Genomic DNA, 26,126 nt, shown 5'->3' with positions numbered 1-26,126 from the left:
TTCTCTACGATCCGCGGGCCGGCTGTGCGGGTGCTGTGACGGAACCTAGGCCCGAATATGAGTGTTGGCAGGGCGTTCACCTGCTGTTTCCCGGGACGGCCGGCGTCCTTAGCGGTCTTCGCTCGATAGGATCAATCCCGTGCTCCGACTAAAACGCCTTGCGGTTTTCTGCGTGTTCGCGATCTGCGTCCTCACCGCAGGGTCTTTCTGGGCACTCGGACAGGCCGGCGCGGACTCGCGCGGGGCCCTCCCTCCTCCGCCGCGGTCCGAGACGAAACTCGAAACGCCCTCTGCCGGCATTACCCCCGCCGTGAACATCACTGCGAACGCTGACGCGCAGTGGCTCAACCAGGCTGCCGCGCAGACCGGTATTCCTGCCCGTGCGCTTCGCGCTTACGCGGCGGCGGCCGGCGCGGCCAACCATTCCACTCCGGGGTGTGGGATCGGCTGGAATACGGTGGCGGCGATCGGATTCGTCGAATCCGCCCATGGGACTTTCGGCGGCGGAAGCCTGAGCCCCGCGGGGCAGGCCAGCGGACCGCTTGTGGGCCCGAGCCTGAACGGCAACGGATTTGCCGCCATCGCAGATACGGACGACGGCGTCCTGGATGGCGACGCCCGCTGGGACCGCGCCGTCGGACCCATGCAGTTCATTCCCTCCACCTGGGAGCTTGCAGGACGGGACGGGAATGGTGATGGAGTAGCGGATCCCTTCAACATTGATGATGCCGCCCTCAGCGCGGCCGGCTATCTATGCGCCAAAGGCCGTGACCTCACCACCGCGAACGGATGGACTGAAGCCATCCACGCCTACAACCAGTCCGATTCCTATGTGGCCCAGGTACGCAACCGGGCCACCGCCTACGCCGAGAAGACGGGCACCGCCGGGTAAGCCCAAGGTTCTACTGAGCCGTCGCGCGGGGGAACGGAACGGGCTAGTCTGACGCGTATGGTCCAGGCAGCCTCGCCCGCACGCGCGTGGATCGGGACGATCGTTTTCCTCTTCCTCGCGCCCGGTGTTGTCGCGGCCCTGATCCCGTGGCTCATTTCCGGCTGGCGGTGGCACGACTGGGGCGGCGCGGCTTGGATGCTCGTGCCGATTGCCTGGATCGCGATCGCTGCCGGGACGGCTTTCCTCCTGCACGCCTTCGCGCTGTTCGCCCTGCACCGCGGGACACCCGCCCCGGTCGCTCCGACGGAAACGCTTGTGGTGACGGGGGCCTACCGATACGTGCGCAATCCGATGTACCTCGCGGTGCTCGCCATCATCCTCGGCCAGGCGCTGCTGGTCGGTAGTTGGGGGCTCGTGCTCTACGCCATGATCGCCCTCGCCGCGATGGTCGCGTTCGTGAAAGGCTACGAGGAACCGACCCTCACCCGCACCTACGGCGAGCAGTACCTCGCCTACCGGCGCAACGTCCCGGGGTGGTGGCCGCGGCTCAGGTCCAAGGTGTGATTGTCCGCATTCCGCCCCGAGGAATCAGTTGCGTTCCCGGCGAAGAGAACGCGCTGCTGCACCACGTAGCTGACGGTCAGGAGGGTCATTTCGGCGAGGATCTTTGCCGGCAGGGCTGCCACAGACAGTGCATCCAGGGCGGAGATCAGCCCAAAGTTGGCGGCGAGAAGGACCAGCACCAGGCCGAAGTACCGCACCCCGGTTGCGGCAGCCGGCTTGTCCCTGCCGTGCTCGAACACCATCCGGCGGTTCACCAGGAAGTTCACGGCGGAGCTCACGGCCCGGGCCTCCACCACGGCTACCAGCAGCGAATCGGTGACCAAGGTCAGGAGCAGGAACACCACGGTGTCCACGAGAAACGCGACGAACGAGGACGCCAGGAACTTCAGCAGGGGAGCGTAGATGCGGACCGAATCCGCCACCGGCCGGAAGTGCGATCCGGAGTTGTGGTCCAGATAGACAGTGGCGATGTCCACACTGCTGGTCGCATACCCGGCCTGCTTGGCTTCCAGCAGCAGGTTCAGCTCGTACTCGTAACGCTCGCCGCGGACGGAGCGCAGCCACGGGAGCATGGACGCCGGGTAGCCGCGGAGGCCGGTCTGGGTGTCGGAAATGCGCTCGCCGGTGACCAGCCTGAACAGCAGCCGGGAGACGCTGTTGCCGAACCTGCTGCGGGCCGGAACCTTGCCGGTGAAGTTGCGGGTTCCCAGCACCATGGCCGGTAGGCCGGGTTGCACCGCGGCCGCCACACGCAGGATGTCCACTATGGTGTGCTGGCCGTCGCTGTCCGCACAGACCACGTTCCGGCCCGGGATATGGTCTGCGATGAACCCGAAGCCGGTCTTCAGTGCGAAGCCTTTTCCCCGGTTGCGCGCGTACCCGATGACGTGGCACCCAAGTGCATTGACGCCGTCGAACACATCCTTGTACTCCGGACCGCTCCCGTCATCGACCACCACCACAGTGGCCCACGGCTCGGCGTCACGGATGGAACGGACCAGGGCGGGCAGCTGGTGGTCCGGCTCGTAGGCCGGGATCAGGATGATCATGACCTTCACCTAGTCCGCGATGTAGAGGATATCGGAGGTGCCGCGTTCCTTGTTCTCACCGAGCGGGTTGTTCACCAACGAACCGTTGAAATACATGGTGGAGGACCCGCCGCCGTCGATGTTGTAAGCCGTCGTGGCGCCGAGGCCCTGCATGATGTCAGCCAGGCCGGTCATGGTGACGCCCGCGCTGTAGCCAGGGCTGCGGCCGTCCACCACCACGAATACCAGGTGGTTTTCGTCGATGATTCCGACGGCGGTGCGCGGCTGTTCGCCCTGGATGGAGTGGTTGCCGAAGTTGGTGTCCACCTCCACGTCTTCGATGCCCTGGGCCACCTCGCCGTTGTCCAGCAGGGACGGGCCGAAGGAGAGGGTATTCCAGGCGCCGTCGGCCAGGAGCTGTTCAGCTGTGGTGGCGGTTTCGTCGTAAACCTTGACGGTGCCGTCGCGGTAGAAGGCCAGGCCCTGGCGGGCACCCTCGTCGCGGAACACCACGCCGTTGCGGATCACGATGCCGGTGTCGCGGAAGCCGTAGTAGTCGCCGTTAATGGCGAAGACGGCATTGTTTGCCTCGGCGATGGCGGACGTGGTTTCGGTGATGTTTTCGCCGAAACTGTTGTTGGCAAAGGCGGACTGCAGGGTGGTGGCGTCGTTAAGGACGACGTCGGCGACGTAGTAGGTGACGGTGCTGTCGCCGCTGCCTGTGGTCACCGTGGAGATGTTGATACCGGAACTGTCGGACGTGTACGAGGTATCGGTGGTGACCGCGGTGGTGACTGCGATGCTGCCGCTCGAATCGGTGGCGGTTTCCGCCGTCGTGGCCTGGCTGGCCTCATAGGCGGAGACATCGGAGATTTCCACGTGCTGGACCACAAAGCGGTCCAGCGCCCAGGCCGTGGCACCTCCAGCAGAAAGGGTGAGGGCAACTGCCCCGGCGACGATGGCTCGCCGTATGCGGCTGCCTTTGCGTTGAGTGCTGTTGGGAGGAGTCATTCCTCAGTTCTAGGCAGTCAAGCTAGCGCCGGGATTTGCCGGAGATGTGCCCCGCCTGTGAAAGCCTGATTCTTGCCAGGCCGCCGGGCCGCCTAGCGGGGCTGGCAGGGGGCAGGGTCCTGGCTGGTGCCGTCCTCGCTGGCGACGATCACCGGGCCCACACCCACGGGGCAGAGCCGCAGGGCTACGTCCCGCAGTTCCTTGGGGTGGAACGGCTTGGTCAGGTAATCGGCAGCCCCCGAGGCCATGCCGGCCAGGATGTCATCCTGTTCGGACCGGGCGGTCAGGAACAGCAGGGGAGCCGTGCTCAGGGCGCGGATTGCGCGGGCAACCACGTGGCCGTCCATGTCCGGCAAGCCAAGGTCCAGGGTGATGAGGGAGATGCTGGGGTCCGCCGCGGCCGCGATGCCCTCGGCGCCGGTGGCAACTTCGCGCACGGCAAAGCCCGCACGGGTCAGTACTACGGTGATCAGCCCGCGGATATCGTCGTCGTCCTCGATGACGAGGCAGACTTGTTGAGTTTCCATAAAAGCCCCCAGAGCCAGCTTCCAACCAGTGTACGGGCTGGGTGGGTGGAGAATCGCTAGTATGACGCCTTCCGCGCAACACCCGCAGCTTATGACGGTGGGCCACGGAACTGCCAGCCGGGAGGACTTCAACGCACTGCTGGCCACCGCCGGAGTCCAATCCTTGGTGGATGTCCGCATCGCCCCCGGCAGCCGCAAGTTTCCGCAGTTCGGCAAAGACCTGCTGGCGGAGTGGCTGCCCGCGGCCGGGGTGTCCTACCGCTGGGAGAAGAGGCTCGGCGGCTTCCGCAAGCTTCCGCCGGACTCCCCGGACGTAGCCCTGCGCAACGATTCGTTCAGGGCCTACGCGGCGTACATGCGGTCGCCTGAATTTTCGCTGGCTCTTGACGAGTTGCTGGCCCAGGCAGCGGAACAGGCCGTGGCCATCATGTGCAGCGAGACCGTGTGGTGGCGGTGCCATCGCAGGCTGATCTCTGACCACGCCGTATTGCTCGACCAGGTGAACGTACTGCACCTGATGCCCGGTGGAAAACTGACGCCCCACCAGCCCACCTCTGGCGTACGCGTCAACGGGACCGAACTGGTTTACGACGCCGGGACGTAGCGCTGCCGGCGCGGCAGCCGTCTACTCGTCGTAGTGGGTCTCCGCCGGCCCGTGCCCTAGGGCGTTGACCACGGCCGCGGCCACGGTGTGCAGCTTCGAATTGCGGGTGCTGGAGGCGGCTTTGAGGAGACCGAAGGCCTCCTGCTGGCTGCATCGGTTCTGGGCCATGATGATGCCCACTGCCATGTCAATGACCGTGCGGCTCTCGAGGGTGGCACGCAGGTGGGCGGCGGTCTCGCTGTAATGCGCGAAACGCACGGCAAGCCGCAGGGCCAGGGACGTTTGGCGGGCAAAGTCCTCGGCCATTTCGAGGATGCGGCCCTCAAAGCGGCCGGTGCGATGCGAATACAGGAGCAGGGTGGCTTTGGTTTCCCCTTCCAGCTGGAAGGGAATGGCCAGGACTGACTGGATGCCGTGGCCCAGAACTGCTTGTGCATAGTCGGGCCAGCGGTCCTCCCGTTCCAGATCGGGGATGTGGACAGTCAATTGACTCTCGGAGGCGGTTATGCCCGGGCTGTCGCTTGACTCGTATTCGATCTGGCGGATCACCTGGGCAGCATCACCGCTGCTGGCCACGGTGGCGGCCTTCCGGTGGCGGAGAAGCGTGATGCCGCACAGCACTTCGTCACCGGGCTCGCACAGGTTGCGCGCGGAGACCCGCGCGAGCTCGGCCAAAAACTCCTCAACATCGGAGCCGTTGAGGAGTTCCTCGTGCAGGTGATTGGTGATGGATGTAGCTGTGTTTGCTGTCGACTCGCCGGCCACGGTTCTTGGTGCCATTCGCTCAGGTCAAGTCGGTCCGGCAATGCCGCCGCCCCTCCTGCCATGACGGCCTGGGGGTGGCGGGGATCGCTGGATCGACGAACTGTCCAACGGCCTGCTGCTAAACCGATAACCAGAAGTATATACAGCTCTGGCCACTGCAAACGTCACTTTCGGGCCGTCTGCCGGGTGCTGCAAACTACTTGGTTTTGGGCTTCTGCGGCACCAGTCAAACCTGAGTAGTCCGACGCTAAACCAAGAAGTACCTTCTTCGGCGGTGACAGAAAGTCCAGTACCGCTACGCGTTGTTTGAAGATTCTGCACCGGGAAGTATGGGCGTCATCGATCAGCCGGAAGCAAGTTCCCATCGTGGTTCCCCATGGCTGTGCGTCTCACCATCACTCTCGAATCCCCAGCCAAAGGAGTCTCAGCCATGCGCAAAATGACAAAGAAGAACAAGGTCCTGGCAGCCGCCGGAGCACTGGCCCTGGTAGCCGGCGGCGGCAGCGCTGCCTACGCCTACTGGACCACCGTCGGTACAGGTTCAGGCACCGCAACCAACTCGGCAGGCGGCGGCACGGTCGTCCTGCACTCCATCTTCACCGATGGACTCGTCCCGGGGTCCTCCAAGGTGGTTACCTACACGGCAGACAACCCCAGCACCACTACCAGCACCAAGGTGGGGGAACTGACCGCGAGCGTGACCACCAATATCGCAGGCTGTGATGCGGGCTGGTTCGACGTCACTGCCGTCACCAGCAACACCACCGTCGCGAAGCAAGCTCTGGGCACCCAGGTGGGCGCCGGAACCCTGACGTTCAACGACAGCCCGACGATCGACCAGAGTGCCTGCAAGAGCGCGATCATCACCATCACCGTCGGCAGCGTCTAACCAAACTTCGCCGGCGGGAAGGTGTCAGAGTCTTCCCGCCGGCGAATTCCACCTCCCGCACATATAGGACCAGGCCAGAAGGGCTGAACGTGCAGAACGAATCCGGGTACTTCCGCACAATCATGCGAAGAACCACCACCGCAGCAAAGGTACTGCTGGTGGGTCTTGTGGTGATGCTGGCTTCGGCCGGCACCATCTTCGCGGCCAGCCAGGGCGGGAGCCAAGGCGACAAAACGAAGGGCGTCACCATCCAGGTGAATCCCGCCAGCCGGTCGGTTGACCAAGGCGACTCCGTCACCTACACGCTGTCGCTGACCTCCAATAATGGGTTCAGCGGCAGCGTAACTCCCACCATTTCGGGCCTTCCGGCAAGCACGACGGCGGCCTTCGCACCGACGCCGGTGGCGCTCGCTTCCGGCAAGACCGCCACCGTCACCCTGACGGTGGCAACGTCCGCCACCACCCCGGACGGCATGGCGGACCTCACTATTGGGGGCACCGTTCCGGCCACAGCCGGCGTCAGCCAGCCCACCGCCGTCGTGGTTCAACTCCAGGTCAAAGCCTCCAACAAGACGTTCAGCATTTCCGGAAATCTCGGCACCCCGCTCGCGCCGGGAGCAACTGTCCCGCTGAATCTTGCAATAGCGAATCCCAACAATAAGGGCCTGGCCCTCAACAGCCTGTCCGTCTCGATCGCAACCATCACCAGGACGCCCGCTGCGGTGGCCGCGGGGCTGCCGTGCACGGCGGCAGACTACGTGGTGACGAACTATTCGGGCCAGTATCCCCTCAACGTTCCCGTAGGCTCCAGCTCGCTCCAATCGATCGGCATTGCTCCGGCGCTGTGGCCCCGAATCGCCATGCTGGACACCACAAATAACCAGGACGGCTGCAAGGGCGCCACCCTCCAGTTCGCTTACTCCGGAGCAGGGCAGGGAAGCTGACATGACACCCAAGCACAAGAAAGCAACGCCCCGACGGTTGGCTGCCAAGACTGCGGCAGCAACCATCACCCTATGCCTGGCCACAGGAGTCGGCGGTGCGTACGCCTACTGGGCCACGGTGGGCGCCGGATCCGGTGCCGCGACGAACGGCACCATGGCCACCGTCACCGTGGAAGCCTTGGTTGCCGGTGACGGCCCGAGAAACACCCTTGTCCCGGGCGGCACCGCCGACGTTGCCGTCCGGGCGCTCAACCCCAACAGCTTTCCGGTTCAGGTTTACGCCATCCGCGGCAACGGCGCCGCCACGGCCGACGCGAACCACCCTGCCTGCACCACCACCGGCGTCACGTTCATTGACCCGGCGGCCCCGCTCGCTCCGGCGCTCAGCATTCCGGCGAACTCGTCCATCCTGATCACACTGCCGAACGCCGCCGCCATGTCCACGTCCTCATCGTCGGGCTGCCAGGGCGTCACCTTCAGCCTGCCTGTCACCTTGGAGGCACGGAAATGAGCCGCATCACCCGGACCCGCATCGCAGTCGCCGCCACGGCAGCCCTCGCCATATCGTTCGGAGGGCCCGCGGCCAGCGCCTACTGGCAGACCCTCGGCAGCAACCCTGGCACTGCCAAGGCAGATGCCATCCCTGCACTTGCGGCTGCACCCACAGCAACTGCGTCGGCAGGTGGGGCCGCGGTAGGTTGGGCATCAGGCACGACGGCGGGAGGCCGGGCGCTGTCCGGCTACACCGTTGCCCGCTACGCGACTTTGACCGGCGGAACCATGGTTGCCGCTGGCGGCGGGTGCGGGGGCATTGTCACAGCGACGAACTGCACCGAGGCCGCTTTGCCATCCGGAACTTGGTACTACACGGTGACGCCGGTGCTCGGCTCCTGGGCAGGGTCGGAATCTGCCCGCAGTGGGGGAGCCGTCGTCACTGACACCATTAAGCCGGACCCACCGGTGATCATCGCTCCTACATTTGTCAACAGTCTTAACGTTTCGGGCGTCCCAGTCCGTGGCACCGCCGAACCAAATTCGTCGGTGACAGTCACTGTTTCGGGTTCCGGTTCGCTTCCTGTCTCTCAGACTCTCGCTGCCACCGACGGCGGCGACTGGTCCGCAGCCAACTTCAACCTCACGGCCTTCAGCCCTGGAACGATTACCTACACTGCCACTGCCAAGGATGCGGCAGGCAATGTGAGTCTGCCTGGAACCGCAACGTCGACCAAAGAAGTGGTCGCGCCAAGAGTTTCCGCGGTTGCACTCGATAACGGGGGAGTACAGTCCATCCCTGATGCCGGCGACAAGGTGGTGCTGACGTTCTCGGAGCCGCTGCTTGCTTCGACCATATGCGGAAGCTGGGCGAATGGTCCGGGGATCCAAACAGTAAACGGCACCCTGACTATCACTCCTATTGCCGGCGGCAACAACAACTCCTTGGCATTCGCCAGCACCGACCCAGGTTGTCCTTCAATCAGTTATGGGACGGTAGCGATCAACGGAACCTACTCGGCGGGAGGTAATGTCACTTTCAACTCGGTCCTGACATGGAATCCCGGTACGTCACAACTTTCGGTCACGCTCGGCACTTTGACGGGCGGTAGTCCGGCGACGAAGAACGGCAACGTCACGCCAACCTACACGCCAGCCCCCGGGCTTACCGATGTGGCCGGTAACCCGCTTCCGGTCGGACCGGTCCAAGGGTCCAACTCCAAGTTCTAACCCCACAGTCCCAACGCCAGCCTCCCGTAGCACCTCCGGGAGGCTGGCGTTGTGCTGCCACTTGTGGGCAGAATGTAGCTCACGTTGGCGTGGCCGGCGGTGAACCCCAAAACCAACCGGCGATGCCGCCGCGGAGGGACAGGCTATGACCAGACTGCTCATCATCGGGCCGCCCGGCTCCGGCAAGGGCACCCAGGCGGCACACATCGCCAAGCATTTCAGCATCCCGACGGTATCCACGGGCGAAATCTTCAGGACCAATGTCAGCGAGAAAACGCCGCTGGGACTGGAAGCCGCGAAGTACCTCGACGACGGTGCTTTTGTGCCCGACCATCTCACCAACGAGCTGGTCAAGGACCGCCTCCGTGACGTCGATGTCCAGCCCGGGTTCCTGCTGGACGGGTACCCCCGCACTGCGCCCCAGGTAATGGAATTGGACAACATGCTCGCTTCGCTGGGGCACCGGCTCGACGCCGTTGTTGAGCTCCGTGCGCCGGATTCCGAACTCGAACAGCGGATGATCCAGCGGGCCAAGAAACAGGGACGCAAGGATGACACAGTGGAGGTATTCCGGCGCCGGCTGGATCTCTACCACCGCGAAACGCACGAAGTGGTGGCGGTCTACGCAGGCCGCGGCATGGTGGTTTCGGTGGACGGCAGCGGCGAACCCCATGCCATCACCGAACGGGCCATCGCCGCAGTCGAAAAGTTCCTAGCAGCAGGAGTAGCACCATGAGAGTTGCAGTAACCGGCGGAAGCGGAAAACTCGGGCGCCACGTGGTCCGCAGGCTCAACGATGACGGCCATCAGGTGCTCAACCTTGACCGTACGGGGGAGCGGAACCCGGGCCTCGCCATCGTGGACCTGCGCAACTACGGCCAGGTCCTGGATGTGGTGCTGGGCCTTGACGACAGACATAACGGGTTCGACGCCGTCGTCCACCTGGGAGCTATCCCCGCGCCGGGCATCATCCCGGACGCCGCCACTTTCGAGAACAACATGCTTTCCACCTACAACGTCTTCCAGGCAGCGCGGCGGGCCGGGATCAAGAAGGTGGTCTACGCCTCGAGCGAGACGGTGCTGGGTCTGCCGTTCGACGCCGACCCTCCCTACATTCCCGTGGACGAGGAATACCCGGCCCGGCCGGAAAGCACCTACTCACTGGTGAAGCACCTGGAGGAGCAGATGGCCATTCAGCTGACGCGCTGGGACCCCGGACTGAGCATCACCGGGCTGCGGTTTTCCAACGTGATGGACCCGGAAGACTACGAGCGGTTCCCGTCGTTCGATGCGGACGCTACTGCTCGCAAGTGGAACTTGTGGGGCTACATCGACGGACGCGACGGCGCGCAGGCGGTAGCCCGGGCCCTTGAACACGGGAAGCCGGGATTCGAGGCCTTTATCGTCGCGAACTCAGACACCGTGATGTCCCGGTCCAGCGCCAGCCTCGCCGCGGAGGTGTTCCCCAACGTCCGCGTGACCAAGGAACTGGGCGAGCACGAGACCCTGCTGTCCATCGACAAGGCCAGGCGGCTGCTCGGATTCGAACCCGAACATTCCTGGCGTTCCTACCACTCGAACCGCAACACGCCCACGGAGGACTGAACGGCGAAGACGGCGGAGCGCAGGGGAAACCACAGAATTCCGCAGCCGCCGCAGGGTTGCCGCAGGATCGGCTGAGTTCCCGGCGACAGCACGGCACGGGCTCCTACTCTGGTGAGGGGGTAGGGACTTTCCGCCACCCAACCAGCCCGTACCGCGATGCTAGGACTCCGCCATGCGCACCCTCCGTTTTGTGCTGCCCGCCGCCACGATGCTGATCACCGCCGCGGTCCTTGCGGTCCCCGCGCTGCCGGCGTCGGCGGCGGACGGGGCCGGAAACGGCACCGCGGCGAGCGTCCGCTACCTGGTCCGCTACGCGCCGGGAACTGATGTCCCCGCTGAGACTGCGCGCCTGAAGTCCCAGGGAATCGGCGTCGGACGTTCCTTCTCACACGCCCTCCGCGGCGCCGTGGTGACCGCGACACCGGCGCAAGCCACGGCGCTGGCACGCTCGGCAAGCGTCGCCTCCGTGGAGGTGGACGCACCCGTCACCGTTTCCGAAATTCAGCAGACACCGCCGTGGGGACTGGACCGTGCGGACCAGAGGGCCCTGCCCCTATCCGGCTCGTACAGCTGGACCGCGTCAGGCGCCGGAGTCAGCGCGTACGTCGTGGACACAGGGGTGCTCGCCTCCCACAACGAGTTTTCGGGGCGCATCACCGCAGGCTGGAGCGCGGTGGCCGATGGCCGCGGCTCCGGAGACTGCAACGGCCACGGAACACACGTCGCAGGAACTGTCGCCGGATCAACCTACGGCATGGCAAAGGGCGCAACAATCGTTCCGGTCCGCGTCCTTGACTGCACGGGCTCCGGCTACAACTCCGACGTTGTGGCCGGCCTGGACTGGATCGTCGCCAACCACGCCGCCGGGTCGCCGGCAGTGGCCAACCTGAGCGCGGGCGGCCCGGCCAGCGCGGCCGTGGACTCCGCGCTCCAGGCTGTCATCAACGACGGCGTCACTGCAGTGGTTGCCGCCGGCAACTCCGCCACGGACGCCTGCGGCAGTTCGCCCGCGCGGCTAGCCGCGGCGGTGACCGTGGCAGCGAGCGACTCCGCCGACCATCAGGCATCCTTCTCCAACTACGGCTCCTGCGTGGACCTCTACGCGCCAGGCGTTGGCATCACCTCCGCCACCTACACGTCCAACACGGCCACGGCCTCCATGTCCGGCACCTCCATGGCCTCGCCGCACGCGGCCGGAGCGGCGGCCGTGCTGCTGTCCCAAAACCCGGGCCTCACCCCTGCGCAGGTGGCATCCGCGCTGGCATCGAACGCCACCGCCGGGGTCATCAGCGGGGCCGCAGCCGGCACGCCGAACCGCCTGGTGTACTCCGCGGCTGCTGCGGCGCCGCCTGCCCCCGCCCCGGTTGCCCCCGCCCCGGTTGCCTCAGCGCCCACAGTTAGTGCCAAAACTCCGGCCGCAGGCTCGACGGCGGTGCCACCGGGAAGCAACGTGACGGCGACCTTCAGTGCAGCTGTCCAAGGCGTCAGTGCGGGAACCTTTGTGCTCCGGAATGACGCCGGCACGGTCGTCCCGGCAACGGTCACCTACAACGCGGCCACCAAGACGGCCGTCCTTGACCCCTCAGCAAACCTGACGACTGACGGGAAATTTACCGCAACCCTGACTGGCGGTGCTGCAGCGATCCGGGATGCCGCAGGCACGCCCCTGGCCACGACAGGGTGGACGTTTGTCACCGGTCCGGCGCCGGCGATCACAAGCTACACGCCCGGCAGCAACGCTCTGCTGGTCCGGCGGAGCAACAACATCACGGTCACTTTCAATGAGGCAGTCCAGGGCGTCAGCGCGGGGACGTTCACGGTGAAGAACGCCGCCACAGGGGCGGTGGTCCCGGCCGCCGTGGTCCGCAGCGGCAGCACCAACCAGTGGATCCTTGATCCGCAACTGGCCCTGTCCGCCAAAACAAAATACACCGCCACGGTCACCGGCGGCGGAAGTGCCATCCGCGACCTCGCAGGCAATCAGCTGGCCACGAAGTCCTGGCAGTTCACTACGGGGTCGCTTTAACCGTTCCCCGCCGGGTAGGGGAGTCCGACGGCGGCCGCTGGGGGGCGTCGTCGGGCTTTCCCGCCTGCCGGGATGGGTACTGCCGGGATGAGTCCGGTTCAGCGTCAGGGTGGTGCTCGGACCAAATGTGGCCCACTTCTTCGGCGAACTGCTCCACAATCCTGCTCATGGCCGCGTGCGCTGCACCCGTCTCGCCCCGCTGGATGGCGCTGGCCACATCGACGTGCAGCTGCAACGCTTCGTGGTGTGGCAGCTGCGGCATGAGGCCGTGTTCCACCCGGCCGGTCAGGACCTCGGCCACGAGGTTCTGGAGCTGGGAGAACATGGCGTTGCCGGATGCCTTGAGCACCGCGGCGTGAAACTCCACGTCAAGCCGGAGGAATTCCTCCTGGTCGCCGCGCTGGCCGGCGGCCCACAGCCGCGCTGCAAGGGAAACCAGTTCGCTGCCGGCGTCCCATGAGGCACGTTCGGCGGCGAGCCGGGCGGCCTGCGGTTCTATGGCGCCGCGGAGCTCGTTCAGCGCCTGCAGCTGCTCGAGGCGCCGGGACGACGCGAGCCGCCAGCGGATCACCTGCGGGTCATAAAGATTCCAAGCGTCCTCGGGCTGCACCACGGTACCAAGCCGGCGCCGCGAAGCCAGCATTCCTTTGGAGGACAGGACCCGGGCGGCCTCCCGGACCACCGAGCGGGACACGTTGTGCTGTGCCTCCAGCTCGTCCAGTCGCACGATCGAGTTCGTTGCAAGGCGCCCGTCGGCGATCGCCAGTCCCAGACTCTGCACCAACGCAGCATGCCGGTCTGTAGGGGACTCCGCCTTTGGGGTTTGCATGGATAAATCATACTCGTTCGTGGCGGGGGCTTGTTTAAGTCTGCCTTATTTACTTATGATCTTCCCCAGAGCAGATGTAAAGAGGCATTTGTATGTGGCTGGACAGTGACGTCAGCCCGGAACAGCAAGGAGTCGTTATGAAGCGACGTTCAGTAGTGAAGTACGCGGCAGTTGCCGCAGCACTCTCGCTGGGGCTGACAGCCTGCGGCGGCAGCGGCAGCAGCGACGCCAAAGAGTCGGGAACAGTCCGGGTGACGCTGGCCAACCACGTCTGGACCGAAGGCATCAAGGCAGCCATCCCCGAATTTGAGAAGTCCAGCGGCCTCAAGGTCGAACTGACCCAGCTCGGCGAAGACCAGCTCTCAGACCAGTACAACGTCAAGCTCAACGCCGGCAGTGACGAGATCGACGTGATGATGTACCGTCCGCTCCAGGAGGGCAAGGCGTTCGCAAAGAACGGCTACCTCGCGGACCTGACCAGCAAGGTGTCCTCGGATTCCAGCTGGGACTGGAAGGACTACCAGGAGGGCCCGGTCAAGGCCACCACCGCTGACGGCAAGGTGGTGGGTGTCCCCATCATCACCGAGCGTGAGGTCCTCTACTACCGCAAGGACCTGCTGAAGGCCGCCGGCCTTGAGGTTCCCAAGACCATGGAAGAGCTGGAAGCCGCTGCAAAGACCATCAAGGCAGCCAACCCGGACACCGCCGGCTTCGTAGCCCGCACCGGCAAGTCCGCGGCCGTCACCCAGTTCTCCAGCTTCCTGTACAGCTTCGGTGGCGATTTCACCGATTCCAGCGGCAAGTCCACCATCAACTCGGATGCTGCCAAGAAGGCCTACGCCTTCTACGGCGGACTGATCAAGAACTACGGCCCGGCCAACGTCAGCACTGACATGAGCTGGCCCGAAGCAATGGCCATCTTCACGCAGGGCAAGGCAGCCTTCTACACCGAGGCTGACTCGCTGTACAAGAACGCCACGGACCCGGCCAAGTCCAAGGTTGCCGACACCGTCGGGTTCGCTGCCCTGCCCGCCGGCCCCGCCGGTTCCAAGCCGTACAACATCCCGTCATGGGGCCTCGCCGTGAACCAGGCTTCGGGCAACCAGGACAACGCCTGGAAGTTCATCCAGTGGGCCACGAGCAAGGAACGCACGCTGGCGGCACAGAAGGCCGGCGTCCCCGGACCCCGCGCCTCCGTCTGGGCCAACTCAGAAGGCACGTCCACGTACCCGAAGGACCTCGCCGAAGCCATCGCGGTCAGCGCCGAGAACGGCATCGGCCACGATCGTCCCGAGGTAGTCACCGTAGGCAAGGCACGCGAAATCGTAGGTGAGCCGATCGTTGCCAGCATCACCGGCGCCGACGCTGCCGCTGCGGCCGACTCGGCCCACGATGCCTTCCAGAAGTTCCTGGACAGCGAAAAGAAATAACGCACCCCGTGCACCAAGGCCGGTAGCCTCAGGCCCGGTGCACCACATAGCGGGGGCGGGAGGACAGCGACGCTGTCCTCCCGCCCCGGCCACACTTCACCCCCCAACTCTTTAGGTGAACCATGTCTGTAATGACTTCTCCCCGCAGCGCAGCCCGGAAATCAGGCCGTGCCCCTAATGGCCGCGAACGATTCTCCGACTGGGCGAACGCGCACCGGAAATGGCTATTCGCGGCCCCGGCGATGCTCTTCGTCGGCGTCCTGATCATCTTCCCGCTGGCCTGGACCCTGTACCTGAGCCTCACCGATTCGCAGGGCTCCGTCCGGGCCGCCACCGAGTTCATCGGCCTCGAAAACTACATGACGGTCCTGTCCGACGTCGAACGCTTCTGGCCTGCGGTGGGCCGCACACTGACCTTCACCGGCATTGCCCTGGTCTGCGAAGTAGCGCTCGGCATGGGCATCGCACTCCTGCTCTGGCGCCCGTTCCGCGGCGAAAAGTGGGTGCGCGTGGCCATCCTGCTGCCGCTCGTGGCAACCCCGGTGGCCGTGGGCATGATGTGGCGGCTGATCTTCGACCCCAACATTGGGTTCGCGAACCAGCTGCTCGGCGCAGTGGGCATCCCCGCCCAGCCCTGGCTGTCCGGCCAGGACACCGCGCTCGGCACCACCATCTTTATGGACGTGTGGCAGTGGACCCCCATGGTGGTCCTCATTCTGCTGGCCGGCCTGACGTCCCTTTCCGAGGAGCCCGATGAGGCAGCCCGGATGGATGGCGCCAACGCGTTCCAGCGCTTCTTCTACATCACCCTCCCGCTGATGATGCCCACGGTGATCGTGGCCATCCTGCTCCGGGGCATCGACGCCCTGAAGACCTTCGACATCCTGTACGCCACCAAGGGCAAGGGCGGCGGTTCCTTCCACGAAGTGGAGACGCTGAACGTCTACGCCTACGGCCTGAGCTTCGACTACAACCAGTACGGGCTGTCCTCCGCGGTGCTGATCCTGTTCTTCATGATCATCATCGGCTCCATGTGGCTGCTGACCATGCGCAAGAAAGCGGTAAGCAAATGACCGTCCTGACCGAGAACCAGACGCCCGCCGGGAAGCCCCTGCCGCTACGCCGCCCCAAGAAACCCCTCGGGACGCGTGCCTACAAGGTCTTCCGCGTTGTAGCCCTGATCGCCGTGGTCCTGTTCCTGATCGCCCCCTTGATCTGGATGCTGCTCGCTTCTCTGAAGACCAATGTGGACATCTACGACACGGCGAAGTCGTTCATCTTCAGCCCCACGTTCGAGAACTACGCGAACGTCCTTCAGCGCAACAACTACTTCGTCTTCATCTTCAACAGCTTCTGGGTGGCGTTCGTCTCCACCGCCCTCTCGCTGGTGCTGGGCGTCCCGGCCGCGTATGCCATGAGCCGGTTCACCATGCACCGGTCAGCCCTCGTGGTCCTGATGGCCCGCGTCATCCCCGGCGTTTCGCTGCTGGTGCCCTGGTACTACGTGTTCTCCAACCTGAAAATGGTGGGCGGCTTCGAGGTCCTGATCCTCAGCCACATGTTCGTTGCGCTGCCGCTGATCGTCTACATCATGATGAGCTACTTCGATTCCCTCCCGCTGGAACTGGAGGAATCGGCCCAGGTGGACGGTCTCACCCCCATCGGCGCGTTCCAGCGCATCACGCTGCCGCTCTCCGTAGCGGGTATGGCCACCGCCGGCATCCTGAGCTTCATTTTCTCGTGGAACAACTTCATGTTTGCCCTGGTGCTGTCCGGGTCGAAGACTAAGACGCTGCCCGTGGCCATCTTCGACTTCGTCTCCTACGCCAGCATCGACTGGGGCGGACTCATGGCAGCGGCCACCGTGGTGACCATCCCCATCATGATCATTGCGCTCTTCACGCAGAAATACATCGTGTCCGGCATGACCGCCGGCGCCACTAAGGGCTAGGCCGGAATGACAATCATCAGCAGAATCGAAACCTTCCTGGTCGCACCGCGGTGGCTGTTCGTCCGGATCGAGACCGAGAGCGGCATCGTCGGCTGGGGCGAGGCAACCTGCGAGGGGCGCAGCGAAACGGTGCGCACCGCCGTCGAACAGCTCTCGGAGCTGCTGATCGGCAACGACGCCCTCCGTATCGAGGACCACTGGCAGGTCATGACCAAGGGTTCCTTCTACCGCGGCGGACCCATCCTGGCCAGCGCGGTTTCCGGGCTGGACCAGGCCCTCTGGGACATCGCCGGCAAGCACTTCAACACCCCCGTGCACCAGCTCCTGGGCGGCCACGTCCGCGACAGGATCCGGATGTACGGCTGGGTGGGCGGCGATGAGCCCAACGAGGTGGCGGACCAGATCAGCGCGCAGCTGGAAGTGGGCCTCACCGCCGTCAAGATGAACGCCAGCGGCCGGATGAGCCCGGTCGCCTCGGTGGCAGAGATCGACGGCGTGGTGCAGCGTGTTGCCGCAGCCCGCGAAGTGCTGGGTGACCACCGCGACGTCGCCGTGGACTTCCATGGCCGTTTCAGCCTGGCCAACGCCCGGCGGGTGGCGCCGCTGCTGGAACCGTACCGGCCCTTCTTCCTCGAGGAGCCGGTGGTGCCGGAAAACACGCACCTGCTGCGGGAATTCACGTCATCCACCACCACCCCGGTGTCCACCGGTGAGCGGCTCTACAACCGGCAGGAATTCCTGCCGGCACTGCAGGCCGGTATTGCCGTGGCCCAGCCGGACCTCTCCCACGCGGGCGGCATCACCGAGGTGCGGAAGATCGCCTCGCTGGCGGAAATCTACGATGTCCAGCTGGCTCCGCACTGCCCGCTTGGCCCCCTTGCCCTCGCCGCCTGCCTGCAGGTTGGCTTCGCAACGCCCAACTTCCTGATCCAGGAACAAAGCATCGGCATCCACTACAACAAGGGCGCAGAAGTCCTCGACTACGTGGTGGACAAAACCCCCCTGAAGTTCGTGGATGGCCACATTGAACGGCTGACCGGACCCGGCCTCGGCATCGAAATCGACGAAGCGGTGGTCCGCGCTGCCGATAAGCGCGGCCACGCCTGGCGCGGGCCGGTCTGGCGCCACGCGGATGGAGCTTTCGCAGAATGGTGAACACAATGACTGACAGCAGCACGCCCGAAACCCTGCTGGCCGGAATCAAAGAGGCCAGGCTGGTTGCGATCGTCCGCGGTACTGACGGCGGGGCCGCCGCCAAAGCCGCACTTGCTGCGATGGAAGAGGGCTTCCGGTTCGTCGAAATTGCGCTGACTACCCCCGGTGCCCTTGAAGCTATCCGCGAGGTCCGGGCTGGGGCTCCGGCCGGCTGCTACGTCGGCGGGGGAACCGTGCTGACCGTTCAGGACGTGGACAACGTGGCCGAGGCGGGCGGCCAGTTCATGGTGACGCCGGCCCTGGCCGCATCCATCGCCGAGTCGGCCCGGCAGGGGATTCCTGTACTGGCCGGGGCCCTGACGCCCAGCGAGGCGTACGAAGCCATGAACCGCGGCGCCACCGCTGTCAAGCTCTTCCCCGCTTCCATCGGCGGTCCCGGCTACCTCAAGGCACTGCGCGATCCCTTCCCGGAGATCCCCTTCATTCCGGTGGGCGGAGTGGGCCTCGACGAAGCTGCAGGATATTGGGAAACCGGAGCGATCGCCGTCGGGCTTGGCGGCCCGCTGTTCGGGAACGCCGGCTCCGGCGGAGACCTCGCCCCCATGCGGGAGCGGGCACGGGCGTTTGTTGATCTGGCGGCGGCATTCGACCGGCGGCCTGCCGCGGGCGCGGCCGCAGCAGGCACTCGGTGAGCACCGCCGTCGACCTTTTGACCTTCGGTGAGTCCATGGTCTCGCTGCGCTCGGCCGGGCCGCTGTCCGCCGGCGGCGCCCTGGCCATGCACGTGGCCGGGGCGGAATCGAACGTTGCTGTGGGGGTTGCCCGTCTGGGCCACACCGTCAGCTGGGCCGGAGTTGTTGGCGCGGATCCGCACGGTGAATACATCCTGCGGCAGCTCCGTTCCGAGGGAATCCAGGTCTCGCACCGCGTGGACCCGGATCGCAGCACCGGGGTGATGTTCCTGGAGCAGCGGACAGCCGATCTGACGCGGGCGTTCTACTACCGCGCCGGTTCCGCGGGCTCCACCCTCAACCGCGAAGACATTGACCATGCCCTGAATGCCGGCCCGCGCGTCCTGCACCTGACCGGCATCACCGCTGCCCTCAGTCCGGAAGCGCGCGGGGCGTTGCAGTACGCCGCGGAGCGTGCCGCGGCAGAGGGCGTGGCGGTCTCCCTCGACGTCAATTACCGCAGCAAACTCTGGACCCGGGATGAGGCCCGTGCCGTGCTGGCCCCCCTCGCCCGGCATGCGGACATCCTGATAGCGTCCGACGACGAACTTGCCCTTGTAGCGTCCGCAGCCTCGGGTGGTGCCACCTCGGGTGGTGCCAGGTCCGACGACGCCGAAACGGCTCTCGCTGAAGAACTCCTGGGCCGCGGGGTTACCGAAGTGGTGGTCAAGCGGGGGGCCGCCGGCGCCGGCGTCCACACCGCCGCCGCACGTTTCGAGGCGCCTGCCGTCGCCGTGACCAGCATCGACACTGTTGGCGCCGGGGATGCTTTCACGGCGGGCTACCTTTCGGCCCTGCTCGACGGCGGCGACGTACCCGCGCGGCTGGAGCGCGGCACAGTGATGGGGGCTTTTGCCGTCAGCACTGCGGGCGACTGGGAGGGGCTGCCCGGCCGGGACGAGCTGGCGATGCTTGCAACCGCCCAGAGCGGCGCCACCGTCCGCTGACTGCCATTCGGGTGTGAGACCCGAAACTCCCTTAGATGTCCGTGCTGAGGCTGAGGTCCCGCCACGAGTCCAGTTCGGTGCGTTCTGCGTCGGCGACGGCGGCAAACGCGCCGAAAGCGTCGTTTCCGAGCACCAGCAGCGACGGCGGGTTGGGGCTTTCAGCGACCGCGAGGATGGCTTCGGCGGCTTTGGCCGGGTCGCCGGGCTGGGTGCCGTGCATCGTGTCGTTCTCCTTGCGGCGCTTGCCAGCCGTCTCCGCGTAGTCCTCGATTGGCTTCGCCGACTGGGTAAGGGAGCGGCCGGCGAAGTCGGTCCGGAATGCGCCGGGTTCAACAACGGTGACGCTGATCCCGAGTGGCTGCAGCTCTTTGTGGAGGGAACCGGACAGTCCCTCCACAGCCGCTTTGGTAGCGGAGTAGTATCCGGATCCGGCCGGTTTGATGCGGGCTCCGATGGACGAGATGTTCACGATGGACCCGGACCTTTGCGCGCGCATGTCCGGCAGGACTGCCTTGATCATGTCCACAGTGCCGAAAACGTTCGTGTCGAACAACTGCCGGATGTCGGCGTCGTCCGCTTCTTCAACCGCGGCACGGTAGCCGTAGCCCGCATTGTTGACCAGCACGTCGATCCCGCCGAAGCGGGCCTTCGCCTGGTCCACCGCCGCAGTGATCTGCGCCCGATCGGTGACGTCCAGGGGCAGTGCCAATGCAGTGTCCGGTGAAGCGGCCGCGATGTCTTCCACCGTGGTGACGTCGCGGGCGGTGACGACGGCGTTGTGGCCGCGGGCGAGGACGGTTTGGGCAAGTGCGCGGCCGAGTCCGGTCGAGCAGCCTGTGATGAGCCAGGTAGCCATGGTTTATCTCCTTTCGGGAGTGACGCGGTAGCCCGCATGTTCCGTCCACTAGCCAACCGCACATCTCCCGGCTCCGGTAGTGCCTGTTGATACAGGTACCACCAGTGCCTCCTACGTGGCGTTGACTCGCGCGGCGCCCGCGCGTCAGGTCCGGACTTCGAACTCCGTATGACTGTGCCGGATGCCGTTGACCTGGAGTTCCAGGGCGTGCAGTCCGGCGTGGTGCACCCGGGTGGTCATCGGTTTGAAGGCGTGGCGCTTGGCCAGCGTCCTGGTCTCGCCGGCGGCAAGCGTCAGTGCCGTCAGCTTGAAGATCTTCACGGACTGGCTGCCGTTGGCCTTGCGGTAGTGGACGGCGTAATCCACCGCCAGTTGGGCGTCCGCGGTACCGGTGTTGGAGATCTCGAATTCGAACCCGAGGTCCTCGGGCATCGCCACCACCCGCCGGTCCAGCCGAAGTGCCGTGACTGCCACCGACGCCGGTGCGAACCCCTGGAGCGCCAACGCACCCGGATGGCCTTTCTTGATGAGGGTCCGGAGGCCATGCCTTACCACCCAGGCAGTATTGGCATCCGGGGCAGCCAGCCAGCCTGCCGCCGTCGCAACCACCGCCTCCGGTGAATGGCGGGCCAGGTCGTTGAGGTGGTTGGCAACGGACCTTCGCACGTACTCGGAAGGGTCCCGGTACAGGGCGTTGAGGATGGGCAGCGTCGCCTCGGGCCGCTGCACCAGGGCGGGGACCCGCACCGCCCACGGGAGGTAGGCGCGGGTGCCTTCGGAAGCCAGTCGGCGGACGTGTTCATCGGGATGGGACGTCCACCCAAGAATGGACCGCAGGGCCGTGTCGGGGTCCCGGGCGATCAGTCGCCGGATGGCAAACTCGCCGGTGAGCCGTGGGGTCAGTTCGGCGAGGAGCGCGAGGCAGTCGGTGAAATCCGTTGGGTTGTGCGATTCGAGTGCAAGAGTCACAACCGACTCGGAGACGGGCCACAGGATCCAGCCCGCAAAACCCGGGTTGTCCAAGGCGCGGCGGAAGGCGCCGGCCGCCGTCGAATAATCACTCCCCTGAATCTGTGCGAAATCGGCCAGAAGTGCACCGCAGACCTGGTCCGTCCGTCCGCGGAGACTGAGTTCATCGAGCGTTGTTGCGGCCGCGGCCACGTTGGGCCACCGGGTGCCAGGTGCCGCCTTTCCCAGGATGCCAGCCAGTGCTTCGACATTCCGGCGGTTGATCAGTTCGTTCATCGCACCCATCCGGTCAGGCTACAGGGATAGTCTTCATCTCAAGGAAATCCAACAGCAGGGACGGAAGTAGGACGTGGCAGAGCAGGCAGGATCGGAAAAATCAGGGAATGGCCCCAACTGGTGGCGCACATTCCATGACAAGTTCGTGGTGGAAGAACGCTACATGGAGCCCGGGGCACGCAGGGCGCTATACCGCGCCGCGGTGGTCCTGATGGGACTAGGCACCGTGGCATTTATCGTCGCCTTGGTGGGAGTGGTGCAAAGCGGCACCGCGCCGTGGGGTCCGGACGAACCCATCCGGGACTGGCTGCTCGGCACCCGTTCAGAGTCGCTCACCGGCGTGATGATCTTCCTCGCCATAATCTTCGGTCCTGTTGCCTTGCCCATCATCGTGCTGGTGGTCACGGTGGCCTGGGGGTTCGCGGCGAAACACGCCTGGCGGCCCATCGTCCTGGCCGCCGCAATGCTCACCGGCGTGATCATTTCCCAGATCATCCTGCAGATCATCAGGCGGTCCCGCCCGCCGGTGGAGCTGATGCTTTTTGGTGCCGACCACACCTTCTCGTTTCCTTCGGGCCACGTTCTGGGGGCCTGCGACTTCCTGCTGGTGGGCGCTTTCCTGATCTTCTCGCGGCGGGAGAACCCACGGTCAGCCATTCTGGGTTTTGTGGGGGCTGGAATTGGCATTGTGCTGGCCATTGTGAGCCGGCTTTACCTCGGCTACCACTGGTTCAGCGACGCCTTCGCTTCACTGTCCCTGTCGCTGGTCATCCTGGGCGCCTACATCGCGCTGGACACCTGGCGGACCGCCCGGATCCCCGGCGAACGGATCACGGGCGAGCTCTCCAAGGCTGACGCTCCGGGTGACTAGCTGAGATGGCCAGCGAGGCAGATGTCCGCCGCATGTGCCTCGCGCTGCCCGGCGTCACTGAACGCAGCAGTTGGGGCCGGCCTGCGTGGTTCGCGAGAACCCTGATGGCCCGCATGTGGGAGGACGGCGTGCTGACCGTCAAGACCACGGAGCGGGAAGCGCTGGCCGGCACGGAGCCCGAAACGTATTTCTGGACCCCGCATCACGAACGGTCACTCCGGCTGGTACTGGTCCGGTTGGCGCGGATCGGAGCCGGGGAACTGGCGGAACTCCTGGAGGAATCGCACCGGTTGGCGGGTGGCCGCGGATAGTGACGGATGGCCCGGCGTCGGTCTGTTGCCGAAAAGGCGCTACGCTCCGGGAACCGAGCGCGCGCGTTTGAGCGCCCGGTGCAACTTGGCGTTGGCCGCCTCAAGTTCCAGGACTTTGGAGACCCCGGCCAGATTGAGGCCCTGCGCCAGCAGCTCTCCGATGTGCAGGAGGAGGGCGATGTCGGCGTCGCTGTATTGGCGCGTGCCGCCGGACGTGCGGGCCGGCGTCAGCAGCCCGCGGGTTTCGTAGAGGCGGATGTTCTGCTGGCCTGTCCCGGCGAGTTCGGCGGCCACGGAAATGGCGTAGAGTGCCCGCCCGGCCTGGGCCCGGGACGCACGTCCCGCGGGCGGTTCACTCATGTGTGCTCCCAAAATTTTTGTCGAAAGTGGCTTGCCTCAGTTTCGCACGGATGCTATAAAAAATCTATATCAACCACCATAGATAAATGCGTGGTGGATATGACGAAGATCGATCCAACTGCATGCTGAAGGAGTGAAGATGATGTTGATGCGTACGGACCCGTTCCGTGAGCTGGACCGGCTCACCCAGCAGGTCTTTGGAACCGTGGCCCGGCCGGCGGCCATGCCGATGGACGCCTGGCAGGAAGACGGTGAGTTTGTGGTGGCGTTTGACCTGCCTGGCGTCAAAGTGGACTCCGTGGACCTGAACGTTGAGCGGAATGTTCTCACCGTCCGGGCGGAGCGCCTTGATCCCACCCAGCCCAACGTTGAGCTGGTGGCCTCCGAAAGGCCACGCGGTGTTTTCAGCCGCCAACTGATCCTGGGCGACACGCTGGACGCGGACCACATCAAGGCCAGCTACGACCAGGGCGTGCTGACCCTGCGGATCCCGGTGGCCGAGCAGGCCAAGCCGCGCAAGATCGAGATCGAAACAAAGAGCCAGATGCACGAGATCGGAAACTAACCCCTCCCCGGGCGCCGGCCGACTTTTGCCGGCGCCCAGGCCCCATGCCCCTGAGAATTCGCCGGAAACCGCCATGACCAGCCAGCCGGACTACTACGACATCCTGCGGGTGACGCCCGCTGCCAGCCAGCAGGAGATCTCCCGCGCCTACCGGTCCCTGATGCGCACGCATCATCCGGACCTCGACGGCGGCCCGGCAGCTGGCGGCGAGGATCTCGGTGGCGAGCTGCTGCAGATCATGCAGGCCTTCGCGGTCCTGCGTGACCCGGAGCGGCGCGCAGCCTACGACAGGAGCCGCGCCGGCGCCAGCGCGCAGGGAGCCGGACCGGTCGTCATTCCAGTCCGAAAGGTCCGCAGTCCCGCGCCCGGCAACCCCGCGCACAGCCCAACCAACACCATCAGGATCACCCGGGTCCACTGGGAAAGCGGGCCCTGGGCATAACCGCAAGCACACCCTAGGAGAACACCCATGAGCGAGTGGCGTCGCTACGATTCCCATCTGATCTCCGCCTTCCATGAGCGCTTCGAAACGCGCTGGGGTAAGGGCACCGCCCCGTTCCTGGATCCCGAAGCGCACGAAGAGCCGGTTCCGCGTGCACAGTGGATTAACCCGGCAACAGGTGCGGCGCTGGCAGTGGTGCCGGTGTGGACAGCGGACGAGCGCCAGCAGCGCTCGTTCGGGGTGTTCTATCTCCCGCCCGTCGGTGACATCTGGGTACTCCGGCCCGGCTACACGGGCTACCTCGAACCGGCCGACGGCGACACCGAACACCTCGTCACCCTCAGGAATGACGCGTACCGGAAGGCTGTGGCCCACGCCAAGGAATTCCTGTTCGGCTCACAATGAACCGGCGCCGCCGCCGGGCCCGGGAGCTGTGCCGCTGCCCAGCAGGCTGCGGGTGAGGGTTTCGGCGTCGGCCATAAGATCGTCGACGGCGGCACTGAGGTGGGAGTCTGACACCGCTTCGTTGTCCAACGCAGCCGCTACCACCGCGCGGCGGACCAGTTCGCGCGCGAAGGACGCAGTGGTTCCCTCGGTCTGTTCCGCGGCGGCAGTGAGTGCCTCAGGGCTGAAAGCCACCAGGCGGCCGTACAGTTCCAGCAGCCGGACCCGTTCGGCGTGGGCCGGCAGCGGAATTTCGACCGCGAGGTCCACCCTGCCGGGCCGCTGCGCCAGCGCCCGCTCCAGCATGTCCGGCCGGTTGGTGGTGAGGACAAACGCCACGTCGGCATCCTTACCCAGCCCGTCCATGGCGTCCAGCACCTCAAACAGCAGCGGCTGCGGCCCGTGCCCGAAGCTCCGGTCCTCGGCGATGAGGTCGCAGTCCTCCAGCACCACAATGGACGGCTGGAGCGCACGCGCCATGCGGGCCGCTTCCGCGATCCGGGCGAGCGAACCGCCCGAGAGGAGGATCGCCGTCGAGCCCTCACTCTGGCTGAGCAGGTGGCGCACGGTGTGCGTCTTGCCCGTGCCCGGCCTGCCGTAGAGCAGGATGCCGCGTTTGAGGTGCTGGCCGTGGTCCCGGAGGGACGCCCGGTGGGTGGCGATTCCCACTGTGTGGTCGGCAACCTTCTGCAGCAGCCCCTCGGGCAGGATAACGTCCGACGCCGGCAGGCTGGGGCGGTGATGGAACGTCACCCCCGCCGTGCTGGGGCCGTACTCGGACATCACCAGGGAAATGACCTGGCCCTTGAGGACGCTGTTGTTGTCCATCCGGCGGCGGAACTCGGCCAGGAACTCCGTGGCCGCGCCCGGGCTGCCGGCCATCACCTCCAAGGAAGCTGTCTGGCGTCCGGAGCGCGGTTCGGCGTTGCGCTGCAGGACTGCCAGCGGGCTCCCGCCGAACGCGAAAAGCCAGAGGCCCAGCGCCACCGCCTGCCGTTGCGCGTCCGGCCCCACCGCCAGGTTGGCGTAGTCGGGCTGGGCGAGCGGAAACTGGGGAAAGAGCTGGGACTGCTGGACCATGTCGCTGAAGGACTGGTGGTGGCGCTGGCCGCCGCCGCCACTGCCCACCAGCCGGCCGGCAGGGTCCTGGGCGGCGAGTTCCGCCATCACGATGTCGGCGTCCACAAACCGGTGCGGCGGGATCACCTCCTCCACCACGGAGAGCCCCTCAGCGGGCGCCCTGAGGTGAGCCGTCAACGCCGGCAGCAGTTGCAGGCCCTTCTGCTGCCGGTGGCTTCCGGCCTGCGCCAGTTGGACCAGTGCGCCAAAGTCGTCGATGAACTTCCCCAGTTTTTCATCCATGCCCAGACCCTAGCAGCCCACTTCGCCAGGGGGTCCGCGGGTATAGCATT

30 protein-coding genes are annotated in these 26,126 nt (G+C 65.6%); 21 read left to right on the top strand and 9 right to left on the bottom strand.

The window, feature by feature from the left end:
• Nucleotides 1–139: 139 nt before the first annotated feature.
• Together AC1MCD_RS16760 and AC1MCD_RS16755 are read left to right on the top strand one after the other, a co-directional pair.
• Nucleotides 140–892, top strand: coding sequence for a lytic transglycosylase domain-containing protein (locus AC1MCD_RS16760; RefSeq protein ID WP_498673445.1), 753 nt, complete (start codon nt 140–142; stop codon nt 890–892).
• A gap of 57 nt (nt 893–949) precedes the next feature.
• Nucleotides 950–1,456 carry a methyltransferase family protein gene (locus AC1MCD_RS16755; protein ID WP_498673443.1) on the top strand — a complete coding sequence of 169 codons (507 nt, stop codon included), beginning with the start codon at nt 950–952 and terminating at the stop codon, nt 1,454–1,456.
• Here AC1MCD_RS16755 and AC1MCD_RS16750 read toward each other — a convergent pair.
• From AC1MCD_RS16750 to AC1MCD_RS16740, 3 genes are all read right to left on the bottom strand, one after another.
• Entirely contained in the window at nt 1,405–2,505 is a 1,101-nt protein-coding gene (locus tag AC1MCD_RS16750) for a GtrA family protein (RefSeq protein WP_498673441.1), read from the bottom strand. The two genes, AC1MCD_RS16755 and AC1MCD_RS16750, sit on opposite strands and share 52 nt — an antisense overlap.
• 9 nt (nt 2,506–2,514) lie before the next feature.
• Complete coding sequence (locus tag AC1MCD_RS16745) at nt 2,515–3,495, bottom strand: phosphodiester glycosidase family protein (RefSeq protein WP_498673440.1); 981 nt, start codon at nt 3,493–3,495, stop codon at nt 2,515–2,517.
• A 92-nt stretch (nt 3,496–3,587) separates the two neighbouring features.
• Complete coding sequence (locus tag AC1MCD_RS16740; protein WP_498673438.1) at nt 3,588–4,022, bottom strand: response regulator transcription factor; 435 nt, start codon at nt 4,020–4,022, stop codon at nt 3,588–3,590.
• A gap of 61 nt (nt 4,023–4,083) precedes the next feature.
• Here AC1MCD_RS16740 and AC1MCD_RS16735 point away from each other — a divergent pair, with 61 nt between their 5' ends.
• Nucleotides 4,084–4,626 carry a DUF488 domain-containing protein gene (locus AC1MCD_RS16735; protein WP_498673437.1) on the top strand — a complete coding sequence of 181 codons (543 nt, stop codon included), beginning with the start codon at nt 4,084–4,086 and terminating at the stop codon, nt 4,624–4,626.
• A 21-nt stretch (nt 4,627–4,647) separates the two neighbouring features.
• Here AC1MCD_RS16735 and AC1MCD_RS16730 read toward each other — a convergent pair whose 3' ends face one another.
• Nucleotides 4,648–5,391, bottom strand: a complete 744-nt coding sequence (locus tag AC1MCD_RS16730; RefSeq protein ID WP_498678391.1) for a GAF and ANTAR domain-containing protein — start codon at nt 5,389–5,391, stop codon at nt 4,648–4,650.
• Between the two features lie 430 nt (nt 5,392–5,821).
• On the opposite strand from AC1MCD_RS16730, the gene AC1MCD_RS16725 reads away from it, so the two are divergent.
• The 7 genes from AC1MCD_RS16725 (at nt 5,822) to AC1MCD_RS16695 (ending at nt 12,577) form a co-directional block, all read left to right on the top strand.
• Nucleotides 5,822–6,280: a hypothetical protein gene (locus tag AC1MCD_RS16725; protein ID WP_498673435.1), complete on the top strand. Its 459-nt coding sequence runs from the start codon at nt 5,822–5,824 to the stop codon at nt 6,278–6,280.
• An 89-nt stretch (nt 6,281–6,369) separates the two neighbouring features.
• A complete protein-coding gene (locus tag AC1MCD_RS16720; RefSeq protein WP_498673434.1) occupies nt 6,370–7,224 on the top strand; it encodes a hypothetical protein in 855 nt (284 codons plus the stop codon).
• A gap of 1 nt (nt 7,225) precedes the next feature.
• Nucleotides 7,226–7,735 (top strand): hypothetical protein, encoded by a 510-nt coding sequence (locus AC1MCD_RS16715; protein ID WP_498673432.1) that lies wholly within the window; start codon nt 7,226–7,228, stop codon nt 7,733–7,735.
• Nucleotides 7,732–8,946 (top strand): Ig-like domain-containing protein, encoded by a 1,215-nt coding sequence (locus AC1MCD_RS16710; RefSeq protein WP_498673430.1) that lies wholly within the window; start codon nt 7,732–7,734, stop codon nt 8,944–8,946. Before AC1MCD_RS16715 ends, AC1MCD_RS16710 begins: the two co-directional genes overlap by 4 nt.
• 145 nt (nt 8,947–9,091) lie before the next feature.
• The gene (locus AC1MCD_RS16705; RefSeq protein ID WP_498673428.1) at nt 9,092–9,682 is read left to right on the top strand and encodes an adenylate kinase; all 591 of its coding nucleotides are present in this window, start codon (nt 9,092–9,094) and stop codon (nt 9,680–9,682) included.
• Nucleotides 9,679–10,551 carry an NAD-dependent epimerase/dehydratase family protein gene (locus AC1MCD_RS16700; RefSeq protein WP_498673426.1) on the top strand — a complete coding sequence of 291 codons (873 nt, stop codon included), beginning with the start codon at nt 9,679–9,681 and terminating at the stop codon, nt 10,549–10,551. Before AC1MCD_RS16705 ends, AC1MCD_RS16700 begins: the two co-directional genes overlap by 4 nt.
• Nucleotides 10,552–10,723: 172 nt before the next feature.
• Nucleotides 10,724–12,577 carry a S8 family serine peptidase gene (locus AC1MCD_RS16695; RefSeq protein WP_498673424.1) on the top strand — a complete coding sequence of 618 codons (1,854 nt, stop codon included), beginning with the start codon at nt 10,724–10,726 and terminating at the stop codon, nt 12,575–12,577.
• On the opposite strand, the gene AC1MCD_RS16690 is transcribed toward AC1MCD_RS16695, so the two are convergent.
• Complete coding sequence (locus AC1MCD_RS16690; protein ID WP_498673422.1) at nt 12,561–13,406, bottom strand: FadR/GntR family transcriptional regulator; 846 nt, start codon at nt 13,404–13,406, stop codon at nt 12,561–12,563. The genes AC1MCD_RS16695 and AC1MCD_RS16690 overlap by 17 nt on opposite strands.
• 137 nt (nt 13,407–13,543) lie before the next feature.
• Here AC1MCD_RS16690 and AC1MCD_RS16685 point away from each other — a divergent pair, with 137 nt between their 5' ends.
• The 6 genes from AC1MCD_RS16685 to AC1MCD_RS16660 all read left to right on the top strand — a co-directional run bounded on the left by AC1MCD_RS16685 (nt 13,544) and on the right by AC1MCD_RS16660 (nt 19,620).
• A complete protein-coding gene (locus AC1MCD_RS16685) occupies nt 13,544–14,836 on the top strand; it encodes an ABC transporter substrate-binding protein (protein WP_498673421.1) in 1,293 nt (430 codons plus the stop codon).
• Between the two features lie 131 nt (nt 14,837–14,967).
• The gene (locus AC1MCD_RS16680; protein WP_498673419.1) at nt 14,968–15,909 is read left to right on the top strand and encodes a carbohydrate ABC transporter permease; all 942 of its coding nucleotides are present in this window, start codon (nt 14,968–14,970) and stop codon (nt 15,907–15,909) included.
• Nucleotides 15,906–16,787: a carbohydrate ABC transporter permease gene (locus AC1MCD_RS16675; protein ID WP_498673417.1), complete on the top strand. Its 882-nt coding sequence runs from the start codon at nt 15,906–15,908 to the stop codon at nt 16,785–16,787. The genes AC1MCD_RS16680 and AC1MCD_RS16675 overlap by 4 nt, the downstream gene beginning before the upstream one ends.
• 6 nt (nt 16,788–16,793) lie before the next feature.
• Nucleotides 16,794–17,942: a galactonate dehydratase gene (dgoD, locus tag AC1MCD_RS16670; RefSeq protein WP_498673415.1), complete on the top strand. Its 1,149-nt coding sequence runs from the start codon at nt 16,794–16,796 to the stop codon at nt 17,940–17,942.
• A gap of 5 nt (nt 17,943–17,947) precedes the next feature.
• Nucleotides 17,948–18,634 carry a bifunctional 4-hydroxy-2-oxoglutarate aldolase/2-dehydro-3-deoxy-phosphogluconate aldolase gene (locus AC1MCD_RS16665; RefSeq protein ID WP_498673413.1) on the top strand — a complete coding sequence of 229 codons (687 nt, stop codon included), beginning with the start codon at nt 17,948–17,950 and terminating at the stop codon, nt 18,632–18,634.
• Nucleotides 18,631–19,620, top strand: coding sequence for a sugar kinase (locus AC1MCD_RS16660; RefSeq protein WP_498673411.1), 990 nt, complete (start codon nt 18,631–18,633; stop codon nt 19,618–19,620). Before AC1MCD_RS16665 ends, AC1MCD_RS16660 begins: the two co-directional genes overlap by 4 nt.
• A gap of 31 nt (nt 19,621–19,651) precedes the next feature.
• Here AC1MCD_RS16660 and AC1MCD_RS16655 read toward each other — a convergent pair whose 3' ends face one another.
• Together AC1MCD_RS16655 and AC1MCD_RS16650 are read right to left on the bottom strand one after the other, a co-directional pair.
• Nucleotides 19,652–20,476, bottom strand: a complete 825-nt coding sequence (locus AC1MCD_RS16655; protein ID WP_498673410.1) for an oxidoreductase — start codon at nt 20,474–20,476, stop codon at nt 19,652–19,654.
• Nucleotides 20,477–20,620: 144 nt separating this feature from the next.
• Entirely contained in the window at nt 20,621–21,730 is a 1,110-nt protein-coding gene (locus tag AC1MCD_RS16650; protein WP_498673408.1) for a DNA alkylation repair protein, read from the bottom strand.
• Nucleotides 21,731–21,794: 64 nt separating this feature from the next.
• Here AC1MCD_RS16650 and AC1MCD_RS16645 point away from each other — a divergent pair, with 64 nt between their 5' ends.
• Together AC1MCD_RS16645 and AC1MCD_RS16640 are read left to right on the top strand one after the other, a co-directional pair.
• Nucleotides 21,795–22,592, top strand: a complete 798-nt coding sequence (locus AC1MCD_RS16645) for a phosphatase PAP2 family protein (RefSeq protein ID WP_498673407.1) — start codon at nt 21,795–21,797, stop codon at nt 22,590–22,592.
• Nucleotides 22,593–22,597: 5 nt separating this feature from the next.
• The gene (locus tag AC1MCD_RS16640) at nt 22,598–22,903 is read left to right on the top strand and encodes an MmcQ/YjbR family DNA-binding protein (protein ID WP_498673405.1); all 306 of its coding nucleotides are present in this window, start codon (nt 22,598–22,600) and stop codon (nt 22,901–22,903) included.
• A gap of 39 nt (nt 22,904–22,942) precedes the next feature.
• On the opposite strand, the gene AC1MCD_RS16635 is transcribed toward AC1MCD_RS16640, so the two are convergent.
• Nucleotides 22,943–23,263 carry a MerR family transcriptional regulator gene (locus AC1MCD_RS16635; RefSeq protein WP_498673404.1) on the bottom strand — a complete coding sequence of 107 codons (321 nt, stop codon included), beginning with the start codon at nt 23,261–23,263 and terminating at the stop codon, nt 22,943–22,945.
• Between the two features lie 142 nt (nt 23,264–23,405).
• Here AC1MCD_RS16635 and AC1MCD_RS16630 point away from each other — a divergent pair, with 142 nt between their 5' ends.
• The 3 genes from AC1MCD_RS16630 to AC1MCD_RS16620 all read left to right on the top strand — a co-directional run bounded on the left by AC1MCD_RS16630 (nt 23,406) and on the right by AC1MCD_RS16620 (nt 24,675).
• Nucleotides 23,406–23,828, top strand: coding sequence for an Hsp20/alpha crystallin family protein (locus AC1MCD_RS16630; protein ID WP_498678389.1), 423 nt, complete (start codon nt 23,406–23,408; stop codon nt 23,826–23,828).
• Nucleotides 23,829–23,901: 73 nt separating this feature from the next.
• On the top strand, nt 23,902–24,270 hold the full coding sequence (locus tag AC1MCD_RS16625; RefSeq protein WP_498673402.1) for a J domain-containing protein: 369 nt from the start codon (nt 23,902–23,904) through the stop codon (nt 24,268–24,270).
• Nucleotides 24,271–24,297: 27 nt separating this feature from the next.
• Nucleotides 24,298–24,675, top strand: a complete 378-nt coding sequence (locus AC1MCD_RS16620) for a hypothetical protein (RefSeq protein ID WP_498673400.1) — start codon at nt 24,298–24,300, stop codon at nt 24,673–24,675.
• On the opposite strand, the gene AC1MCD_RS16615 is transcribed toward AC1MCD_RS16620, so the two are convergent.
• Nucleotides 24,667–26,076, bottom strand: coding sequence for an AAA family ATPase (locus AC1MCD_RS16615; protein ID WP_498673398.1), 1,410 nt, complete (start codon nt 26,074–26,076; stop codon nt 24,667–24,669). The two genes, AC1MCD_RS16620 and AC1MCD_RS16615, sit on opposite strands and share 9 nt — an antisense overlap.
• Nucleotides 26,077–26,126: the final 50 nt, after the last annotated feature.

Source organism: Arthrobacter sp. BF1 (assembly GCF_056680215.1).
The sequence above is the reverse complement of the archived record's forward strand: the minus strand, read 5'-3'. Positions and strand labels throughout refer to the sequence as shown.

Bases quoted from the DNA above. Each gene is read 5' to 3' on its own strand.
- AC1MCD_RS16675 (WP_498673417.1), top strand. From the start codon at position 15,906: ATGACCGTCCTGACCGAGAACCAGACGCCCGCCGGGAAGCCCCTGCCG.
- dgoD (WP_498673415.1), top strand. From the start codon at position 16,794: ATGACAATCATCAGCAGAATCGAAACCTTCCTGGTCGCACCGCGGTGG.
- AC1MCD_RS16740 (WP_498673438.1), bottom strand. From the start codon at position 4,022: ATGGAAACTCAACAAGTCTGCCTCGTCATCGAGGACGACGACGATATC.
- AC1MCD_RS16620 (WP_498673400.1), top strand. From the start codon at position 24,298: ATGAGCGAGTGGCGTCGCTACGATTCCCATCTGATCTCCGCCTTCCAT.
- AC1MCD_RS16755 (WP_498673443.1), top strand. From the start codon at position 950: ATGGTCCAGGCAGCCTCGCCCGCACGCGCGTGGATCGGGACGATCGTT.
- AC1MCD_RS16665 (WP_498673413.1), top strand. From the start codon at position 17,948: ATGACTGACAGCAGCACGCCCGAAACCCTGCTGGCCGGAATCAAAGAG.
- AC1MCD_RS16625 (WP_498673402.1), top strand. From the start codon at position 23,902: ATGACCAGCCAGCCGGACTACTACGACATCCTGCGGGTGACGCCCGCT.
- AC1MCD_RS16650 (WP_498673408.1), bottom strand. From the start codon at position 21,730: ATGGGTGCGATGAACGAACTGATCAACCGCCGGAATGTCGAAGCACTG.
- AC1MCD_RS16700 (WP_498673426.1), top strand. From the start codon at position 9,679: ATGAGAGTTGCAGTAACCGGCGGAAGCGGAAAACTCGGGCGCCACGTG.
- AC1MCD_RS16715 (WP_498673432.1), top strand. From the start codon at position 7,226: ATGACACCCAAGCACAAGAAAGCAACGCCCCGACGGTTGGCTGCCAAG.
- AC1MCD_RS16710 (WP_498673430.1), top strand. From the start codon at position 7,732: ATGAGCCGCATCACCCGGACCCGCATCGCAGTCGCCGCCACGGCAGCC.
- AC1MCD_RS16640 (WP_498673405.1), top strand. From the start codon at position 22,598: ATGGCCAGCGAGGCAGATGTCCGCCGCATGTGCCTCGCGCTGCCCGGC.
- AC1MCD_RS16735 (WP_498673437.1), top strand. From the start codon at position 4,084: ATGACGCCTTCCGCGCAACACCCGCAGCTTATGACGGTGGGCCACGGA.
- AC1MCD_RS16725 (WP_498673435.1), top strand. From the start codon at position 5,822: ATGCGCAAAATGACAAAGAAGAACAAGGTCCTGGCAGCCGCCGGAGCA.
- AC1MCD_RS16630 (WP_498678389.1), top strand. From the start codon at position 23,406: ATGTTGATGCGTACGGACCCGTTCCGTGAGCTGGACCGGCTCACCCAG.
- AC1MCD_RS16655 (WP_498673410.1), bottom strand. From the start codon at position 20,476: ATGGCTACCTGGCTCATCACAGGCTGCTCGACCGGACTCGGCCGCGCA.
- AC1MCD_RS16690 (WP_498673422.1), bottom strand. From the start codon at position 13,406: ATGCAAACCCCAAAGGCGGAGTCCCCTACAGACCGGCATGCTGCGTTG.
- AC1MCD_RS16615 (WP_498673398.1), bottom strand. From the start codon at position 26,076: ATGGATGAAAAACTGGGGAAGTTCATCGACGACTTTGGCGCACTGGTC.
- AC1MCD_RS16695 (WP_498673424.1), top strand. From the start codon at position 10,724: ATGCGCACCCTCCGTTTTGTGCTGCCCGCCGCCACGATGCTGATCACC.
- AC1MCD_RS16680 (WP_498673419.1), top strand. From the start codon at position 14,968: ATGACTTCTCCCCGCAGCGCAGCCCGGAAATCAGGCCGTGCCCCTAAT.
- AC1MCD_RS16635 (WP_498673404.1), bottom strand. From the start codon at position 23,263: ATGAGTGAACCGCCCGCGGGACGTGCGTCCCGGGCCCAGGCCGGGCGG.
- AC1MCD_RS16685 (WP_498673421.1), top strand. From the start codon at position 13,544: ATGAAGCGACGTTCAGTAGTGAAGTACGCGGCAGTTGCCGCAGCACTC.
- AC1MCD_RS16750 (WP_498673441.1), bottom strand. From the start codon at position 2,505: ATGATCATCCTGATCCCGGCCTACGAGCCGGACCACCAGCTGCCCGCC.
- AC1MCD_RS16705 (WP_498673428.1), top strand. From the start codon at position 9,092: ATGACCAGACTGCTCATCATCGGGCCGCCCGGCTCCGGCAAGGGCACC.
- AC1MCD_RS16745 (WP_498673440.1), bottom strand. From the start codon at position 3,495: ATGACTCCTCCCAACAGCACTCAACGCAAAGGCAGCCGCATACGGCGA.